Annotated in this window: 5 protein-coding genes and 2 pseudogenes; 6 read left to right on the forward strand and 1 reads right to left on the reverse strand. The window is 67.9% G+C overall.

The genetic code is table 11. The features are described 5' to 3' along the window. Positions 1-2,980 (reverse strand): NEW3 domain-containing protein (locus tag ACLP4W_RS05490; RefSeq protein WP_442384875.1); only part of this gene is annotated, 2,980 nt, incomplete at its 3' end. Positions 2,981-3,062: 82 nt separating this feature from the next. Between ACLP4W_RS05490 and ACLP4W_RS05495 the strand changes: the two genes are divergently transcribed. The 6 genes and pseudogenes from ACLP4W_RS05495 to mmaA2 all read left to right on the forward strand — a co-directional run. Then, positions 3,063-3,635, forward strand: coding sequence for a DinB family protein (locus tag ACLP4W_RS05495; RefSeq protein WP_442384883.1), 573 nt, complete (start codon positions 3,063-3,065; stop codon positions 3,633-3,635). A 10-nt stretch (positions 3,636-3,645) separates the two neighbouring features. Then, positions 3,646-4,584, forward strand: coding sequence for an alpha/beta fold hydrolase (locus ACLP4W_RS05500; protein WP_442384877.1), 939 nt, complete (start codon positions 3,646-3,648; stop codon positions 4,582-4,584). Between the two features lie 66 nt (positions 4,585-4,650). Continuing rightward, positions 4,651-5,997, forward strand: coding sequence for an ABC1 kinase family protein (locus tag ACLP4W_RS05505; RefSeq protein ID WP_442384879.1), 1,347 nt, complete (start codon positions 4,651-4,653; stop codon positions 5,995-5,997). Between the two features lie 11 nt (positions 5,998-6,008). Then, positions 6,009-6,950 carry an alpha/beta fold hydrolase gene (locus tag ACLP4W_RS05510; protein WP_442384881.1) on the forward strand — a complete coding sequence of 314 codons (942 nt, stop codon included), beginning with the start codon at positions 6,009-6,011 and terminating at the stop codon, positions 6,948-6,950. 89 nt (positions 6,951-7,039) lie between these two features. Beyond that, positions 7,040-7,869 (forward strand): annotated as a pseudogene (mmaA1, locus tag ACLP4W_RS05515) (mycolic acid methyltransferase MmaA1). Between the two features lie 110 nt (positions 7,870-7,979). Then, positions 7,980-8,250, forward strand: a pseudogene (gene mmaA2, locus ACLP4W_RS05520) (cyclopropane mycolic acid synthase MmaA2); the annotation flags it as partial.

Below are 8,250 nucleotides of genomic sequence, written 5' to 3' on the forward strand. Positions count from 1 at the left end.
CGTCGGTCCAGATACCGGACGGCCAGCCGGTGCAGGACCGCATCAGCGCGGTGTGCAGCGTGCCCTCGGGGTCGACGGCGAAGCTTGGCACCCCGCGGTTGAGCAGCGCGACTGTGCGGGCCTCGAAATGGTCGATACCCGAAGGTGCCCGCCGGGTGTCCTGGGTGACCGGGATCTCGGCGTCCCCGAGATCGTCGACCGCCGAGGCGATCGCGGCGCGCAGGCTTTTCTTGTCCCGACCGTCGATCACCAGCACCGGCAGCGCCCGCACCGCGCGCAGGTCGGCGTCGGGCACCCAGGCCGCCGCCAACGGCCTGAATTCTTCTGCCGCAGGCACCCACACCCTGGCCTGTCCCGTCGCGGCCAGCTGGCCATCGAGTTCCGCGGTGTACGCCGGATCCGCCTCGGCCAGAACGGCTTTGGCGAACGCATTGCGGTCCGGCCCACCCAACGCGATCCGCGTGTCGGGCAAATTGGAGTCGACGTCGAGATGGCCGTAGCGCGGCTTGTCGGCGCCGCTGCAGGTGGCCGTCACACCGGCGCGGACCAGCGCGACCATCAGCTCGCGCGCCAGCGGTCCCGACATCGTCTCGGACGGAGACACCACCTCGGCCACCGACACCGCCCGCACTGTGTTGCCCAGGTTGTCGCTGACGCGGATCCGTGCCGCCGAGGACAGGCCGAACCAGCTGTAGGCCGGGCTGTCCAGCGTCCACAGGTGCTGCGCGGTGTCCACCGATTCGGGCCCCGCATGCAGCAACGCGAAACCGCGCCCGACGACGGCGTCGCCCACCTCGCTGACCGGCATGGCGCCCGGCACCGGACACGGCCAGCGCAGCCGCAATAGGCGGTCGGCGCCGGTGAAGTCGTCGATGGTGGTGCGGCAATCCACCCGCGCCACGCCGCGCCAGAGGGTCAACGTTTGGGTGTAGCGCAGCAGGTCGCCGATCCGGCCCCGCACCACCAGCCGCTCACCGAGCGGGCCGCGGTAGGCCTGCACCCGCGCGGACGATTCGGACGAGCACACCACCGGCCCCTTGGGCAGCAGGTGCCACGGGCCCTCACCCTGCGTGGGGTGGGCCGGGTATTCCTCGTAGACGGCAAGCTCGTTGCCCACCCCGCCGTCGGCGATCAGCTCGCGGCCGTCATGACCCGGCTCAACAAGGGTAGAGACCGCCCCGCCGCGCGCCGGGTCGACCGCCAACCGGTAGTGCTCGTTGGCAATCTCTGACCCGGGCACCGGTTCCCAGCCGGTCGCTCGCTCAGCGGGGGCCAGCCGGTAGGCCCGCCAGCCCAGCGACGGCACGTCCCGCGCCAGCCAGGTGACCGACCGCCCGTCGTGCTCGACATGCGCGGGCAGCTCGGTGCCGTCGGCGTCAAGGACTCGCACCGCCGTGCCGAGCGGCGGGTCGAGCCGGGCGGTGACGATGTCGGTACGCCGGTGCGTCAGCGGGTTCCACACGATCACGTCACCGGCCTGAGTATCCAAGGCACCGGACAGCAATTCCAGGGAGTTGTCGCGGGCCGCGCGGCCCAGCTCCCACGCGTCACGCCAGCCGGTCAGCAGGTCGAGGTAGACCTGGTCGGACTCCGAGCCGGTGATGGCGTCGTGGTGTGCACCGTAGGCCAGCTGCACCCACGCCTTGGCCAGGGCGGCCTGGGGGTAATCCGCGCCGGCCATCGCCCCGGCGAACACGGCGAAGCGCTCGGCCTCCAGCACGGCGTTCTCGGCGGCCCGGTTGGCCTGCTTGGTGTCGATGAAGGACACGTCTTTGCCGGTGTAGATCGGGTTCATGTCACGGGTCTGCGGTGACGGCACACATCCGCGCTGCGCGAGTTCGGCGCGCACCGCCGCGAAGAACTCCCGCGGTATCGCGCACACGAATCGCGGCCATGTGTAGCGCGAGGCCCAGTCGCGATGGATCGCGGTGACCCACTTGTTCGGCGGGGTGTAGTCGGTGCCGACGGGCAACAACACATTGCGCGTCAAAGCGACCTTCTTGAGCTGATCGAACAGCTCGTAGGTGGCGTCCTCGGCCTCCCGGAGCGAGGTCGACGAGTCCATCCACCAGCCCGCCGAATAGTGCGCCGGCATGTAGTGGGTCAGCAGGCCGCGGCCCGACGGCGCGATCCACTCGAACTCGCTGCAGAACTGCATCCGCTCGACGTCACCACCTTGCGCGGGACCCCACTGGTGATGCGGACCCCGGGCCCACGAACTCGACGTCAGGCCGGCATCGGCCGCAAATCCGGGGAATTGCGGGTCGTGCCCGAACACGTCGAGCTGCCACGCGGTGGCCGGGTCAGCACCCAGCACATCACGCTGAAACCCCGTGCCGTGCACCAGGTTTCGGATGGTCGTTTCCGGGCTGGTGAGGTTGGTGTTGGGTTCGTTGTAGGTGCCGCCCATCACCTCGACGCGGCCCTGCGTGATCAACCGGCGCAGGTCGGCGCGGTCCTCCGGGCGGGTGTCCCAGTACGGCTTGAGGTAATCCACTTCGGCCAGAACGAACTTGTACTCGGGCTCGCGGCGCGCCATCTCCAGATGCGCGTGGACCAGTTCGAAACCGTTGGTCTGCCGGGCCTGTCCTGGCGGGTCCTCCCGCCACTGGCTGGTGTAGGCGCCCTGGGTGTTCCACCAAACCGGGTCGTAGTGGAAGTGGCTGACCATGAACATCGTCCAACCCGGCTCGGCGATCGTGAACTCGAAGGCGAGCTCGAACGACGCGCGGGCGCGACCGGCGCGCACCCGCGCGGCCCGCCGCTGACCGGCGACGGGATGCTCGACGGTGACCGGGACCTCGATGACCTGGTCGCCGCCCTCGCCTCCGGAGGCGACGGCCTCCCCGCTCAGACCGTCGCCGTCGATGCGGATCGGCGTCGGCTCGGCGCACCCGGAAACGGTGACACGCGCCAGCTGCACCGGCGCCTGGGACGGCCCGACGAAAAGCTCGGTCGACTCCGCCGAAACCAGCTGCATCCCTGCACCTTACGGCGGCCCGACGGCCCGACGAAGCCGATTGCCGACTACCCTCGCGGTCATGCCCGCCCTCGCCCGTCCGGTGGCCGACGAACGCAGCGCCCTGCGCGAATACCTGGCCTACCACCAGAGCGCGTATTTCGCCGTCTCCTACGGCCTCACCGATGAACAGGCCCGGTCAGCGCCCACGGTGAGCGCGCTGTCGATCGGCGGGCTCGTCAAGCACGCCACCGGGTTGCAACGCAGCTGGATGGCGCGCGTTGCCGCCGCCCCGGGCGCTCCCCCCAAGGACACCCGGCCGTTCGAAGAGGTCGCCAAGGAGTTCGGGGACCAGCACGTGATGCGGCCGGACGAGACGCTGGACGGGCTGCTGCGGGCCTTCGAAGCGCAGAACGCGAAATCGCTGCGGCTGGCCGAAACCGCCGACCTCGATGCGGCGGTGCCCGTCCCGCACGACATTCCCTGGTTCCCGAAGAACCTGGAGGCCTGGTCGGTGCGCTGGGTGATCCTGCACGTGATCAACGAGCTGGCCCGGCACGCCGGGCACGCCGACATCATCCGGGAAACCATCGACGGCGCCACCATGTACGAGTTGATCGCCGGGCTGGAGAACTGGGAACCACGGCCGTGGGCCAAGCCCTGGAGTCCCAGGTAGAACTGAGAGCGTGCGCACCAGCAGCGGAACCGCGCGCCGACGGACACCGGTGGGGCCGGATGGCCCCGACGTCCCCGTCGAGCTGTACTACGAGGATCTCGGCGACCCGGCGGCCCCGCCCGCGCTGCTCATCATGGGTCTGGGCGCCCAGCTGCCGATGTGGCCCGACGGCTTCTGCGCGCAGCTCGTCGGCGCCGGTTACCGCGTCATCCGTTTCGATCACCGCGATACCGGTCTGTCGGCCAAGATGCACGGGATGCGCGCCGAGGGCTCGGTCTACCGGCGGGCATTGCGCTACGTGCTGGGCAGGACCAGCGCGGTGCCCTACACACTGATCGACATGACTCAGGACGTGGTCGCGCTGCTCGATCATCTGGGCATCGCCCGGGCCCACGTCGTCGGCGCCTCGATGGGCGGCATGATCGCCCAGATCCTGGCCGCCACGCAGCCGGACCGGGTGGCGTCACTGGGCCTCATCATGTCCGCCACCGGCAAGCCGCTCTCCGCGCTGCCGGCCTGGCGGGTCATCAAGCTGGCGTTCGGCTCGCCCGGCAAGCACGCGTCGGCCGAGGAACGGCTCGCCTTCGAGGTGCGCAACGTCGCGGTAATCAACGGCCCGAACTTCCTGCCGTCCGACGCCGACCTGCGCAAGCGCGTCGAACAACTCGCGCAGCGCTGCACCTATCCGCCCGGGATGCTCCGCCAGGTCGACGCCCTGCTGGGCACCGGCAGCCTGCTGGCCTACAGCAAGGCGATCACCATGCCGACGGTGGTGATCCACGGTTCGCACGACCCGATGGTGCGGCCCCGCAACGGGCGCGCGCTCGCGGCGGCCATCCCCGGCGCGCGATACGTCGTGGTCGACGGGATGGGGCACGATCTTCCCGAACCGGTGTGGCGTCCGGTCATCGAGACCCTCACCGAGAACTTCGCCATGGCCGGCCCCTGAACATCCGCTCGTGAGCGGGCTCACAGCAATTGGGACTTGACTGGGCAGATTTGGCACACTGCTTCAATGAGCTCCACCAAACATCGCGAGGTGGCCAAGCTCGACCGGGTGCCGTTGCCGGTCGAAGCGGCCCGGGTAGCGGTTACCGGTTGGCAGGTCACCTGCACCGCCGCCCGCATCCTCACCAAGCTGCCGGGCAAGGGCCCGTGGCAGCAGAAGGTGATCAAGCAGCTCCCGCAGACCTTCGCCGACCTGGGCCCGACGTACGTGAAGTTCGGACAGATCATCGCGTCCAGCCCCGGCGCGTTCGGTGAGTCGCTGTCCTGCGAGTTCCGCGACCTGCTCGACCGGGTGCCGCCCGCCGACACCGACGAGGTGCACAAGCTGTTCGTCGAGGAGCTCGGCGGTGACCCGTCCGAGCTGTTCGCCAAGTGGGACGAACAGCCGTTCGCGTCGGCGTCCATCGCCCAGGTGCACTACGCGACCCTGCACAGCGGCGAGGAGGTCGTCGTCAAGATCCAGCGTCCCGGCATCCGTCGCCGGGTCGCCGCCGACCTGCAGATCCTGAAGCGTTTCGCGCAGGCCGTCGAAATGGCCAAGCTGGGCCGCCGGCTCTCGGCCCAGGATGTCGTCGCCGACTTCTCCGACAACCTCGCCGAGGAGCTGAACTTCCGCCTCGAGGCGCAGTCGATGGAGGCATGGGTCTCTCACCTGCACGCGTCACCGCTGGGCCGCAACATCCGGGTGCCGCAGGTGTACTGGGACTTCACCGCCGACCGGGTGCTGACGATGGAGCGGGTGCAAGGTATCCGCATCGATAACGTCGCCGCCATCCGCAAGGCCGGGTTCGACGGCGTCGAGTTGGTGAAGGCGCTGCTGTTCTCGCTCTTCGAGGGCGGTCTGCGGCACGGGCTGTTTCACGGCGACCTGCACGCCGGCAACCTGTACGTCGACGAGGCGGGCCGCATCGTGTTCTTCGACTTCGGGATCATGGGCCGCATCGACCCGCGCACCCGCTGGCTGCTGCGCGAGCTGGTGTACGCGCTGCTGGTCAAGAAGGACCATGCCGCGGCCGGCAAGATCGTCGTGCTGATGGGTGCCGTGGGCACCATGAAGCCAGAAGCCCAGGCCGCCAAGGACCTGGAGAAGTTCGCCACCCCATTGACGATGCAGACGCTCGGTGACATGTCCTATGCCGACATCGGGCGGCAGCTGTCGACACTGGCCGACGCCTACGACGTCAAGCTCCCCCGCGAGCTGGTGCTGATCGGCAAGCAGTTCTTATACGTCGAGCGGTATATGAAGTTGCTGGCACCGAAATGGCCAATGATGTCCGACCCGCAGCTGACGGGCTACTTCGCGAACTTCATGGTCGAGGTCAGCCGCGAGCATCAATCTGACATCGAGGTCTAGGGGCTCCTCTGATGGAAATCCGTCCCGGCTATGCCACTTCAGGGGCCAGATCGCGGGCCGCTCCGGGCGATTCCAAGGGCGACCTGAAGCTCTACTACGAGGACATGGGCGACGTCGACGACCCACCCGTGCTGCTGATCATGGGGCTGGGCGCGCAGCTGCTGTTGTGGCGGACGGCCTTCTGCGAGAAGCTCGTCGGCCGGGGTCTGCGAGTCATCCGATACGACAACCGCGACGTCGGCCTGTCCAGCAAGACCGACCCGCCCAACTCGAGCGGGCCGGTGGTCCCCCGGATGGTCCGCTTCTGGCTCGGGCGGCGCAGCGAGGCCCCTTACAAGCTGGAAGACATGGCCGACGACGCCGCCGCTCTGCTGGACCAACTGGGCATCGAGCGCGCCCACATAGTCGGGGCATCGATGGGAGGCATGATCGCCCAGGTCTTCGCGGCGCGATTTGCCGAGCGAACCAAGACGCTGGCGGTCATCTTTTCCAGCAACAACCGACCGTTCATGCCGCCGCCCGCCCCACGTGCATTGCTGGCGGTCGTCAAAGGCCCGCCGCCGGGCTCGCCCCGCGAGGTGATCGTCGACAACGTGGTGCGCGTCACCAAGATCACCGGCAGTCCGCGCTACCGCATGACCGAGGAGCAGGTCCGCGCTGACGCCGCCGAGAGCTATGACCGCAGCTACGACCCATCGGGTGTCGCCCGGCAGTTCAGCGCGGTCCTGGCCAGCGGCAGCTTGCTTGCCTACAACCGGCAAACCGTCGCACCGACCGTGGTCATCCACGGCAGAGCCGATAAGCTCGCCCGCCCCTTCGGCGGTCGCGCGGTCGCACGCGCCATCAACGGCGCTCGGTTAGTCTTATTCGACGGCATGGGCCACGACCTGCCTCAGCAACTCTGGGATCGGCTGATCAGCGTGCTGACCAGCAACTTCGCCGAGGCCAGCTGAGGGCACGGTCAGGCGGCCAATGACACTTCCCGTGAATTTCAGGGAAGGACTCATCGGGTTGTCCGTTTGGCGCTGGACGTGGTCTGAGAATGGCGGAACTGACGCCGTATTACGAAGATTCGCAAGCCGCTTACGACATTTCGTCCGACTTTTTCGGGCTCTTCCTCGACCCCACCTGGGTCTACACCTGCGCATACTTCGAGCGTGACGACATGACGCTGGAAGAGGCGCACCTGGCCAAGGTGGACCTGGCCCTGGACAAGCTGAACCTCGAGCCCGGGATCACGCTGCTCGACGTGGGTTGCGGTTGGGGCGGGGCGCTGGTCCGCGCCGTCGAGAAGTACGACGTCAACGTCATCGGACTTACCTTGTCCCGCAACCACTGTGAGCGCAGCCAAGCCAGGCTGGCCGCCATTCCGACGACGCGGCACGCCGAGGCGCGGCTGCAGGGCTGGGAAGAATTCGAAGAGAAGGTTGACCGGATCGTCTCCTTTGAGGCATTCGACGCCTTCCACAAGGAGCGGTATGGCGCGTTCTTCGAACGCTCGTACGACATCCTTCCCGACGACGGCCGGATGCTGCTGCACAGCCCGTTCTCTTATGACCGTCGGTGGTTGCACGAACAGGGCATTGCGCTGACGATGAGCGACATACGGTTGGCGGCCAAGTCCCATCCGAGCCCGACATCGTCGACAACGCGAAGGCCGCGGGGTTCTCCGTCGAGCAGATCCAACTGATGCGGCAACATTACGCACGGACCCTCGACACCTGGGTCGTCAACTTGGCGGCCAACCGCGATCGCGCCATCGCCATCCAGTCCGAAGAGGTCTACGACAACTTCATGCACTACCTGACCGGGTGTGCGGACCGCTTCCGCAGAGGGCTCGTCAACGTGGCGCAGTTCACCCTCGCGAAGTGACGTGACCGCCCACGTCTGACTGGGATAGCATGCCCCGAGCATGCAGGGGATTTCGGTGCGTTTCGCCTGGCACCGACGGGCCGGCAAGGCCCAGAAAGGCACATAACGTCATGGCCAAGGATCTGACACCGCACTTCGACGATGTGCAGGCGCACTACGACTTATCCGACGACTTCTTCCGCCTGTTCCTGGACCCCACCCAGACCTACAGTTCCGCCTACTTCGAACGCGACGACATGACGCTGGAAGAGGCGCAGATCGCCAAGATCGACCTGGCGCTGGGCAAGCTGGGCCTGCGGCCGGGCATGACGCTGCTCGACGTCGGCTGCGGCTGGGGCGCCACCATGCGCCGCGCCATCGACAAGTACGACGTGAACGTGG

The sequence above is a fragment of the Mycobacterium sp. genome (genome assembly GCF_052145595.1).
Classification (GTDB): Bacteria; Actinomycetota; Actinomycetes; order Mycobacteriales; family Mycobacteriaceae; genus Mycobacterium.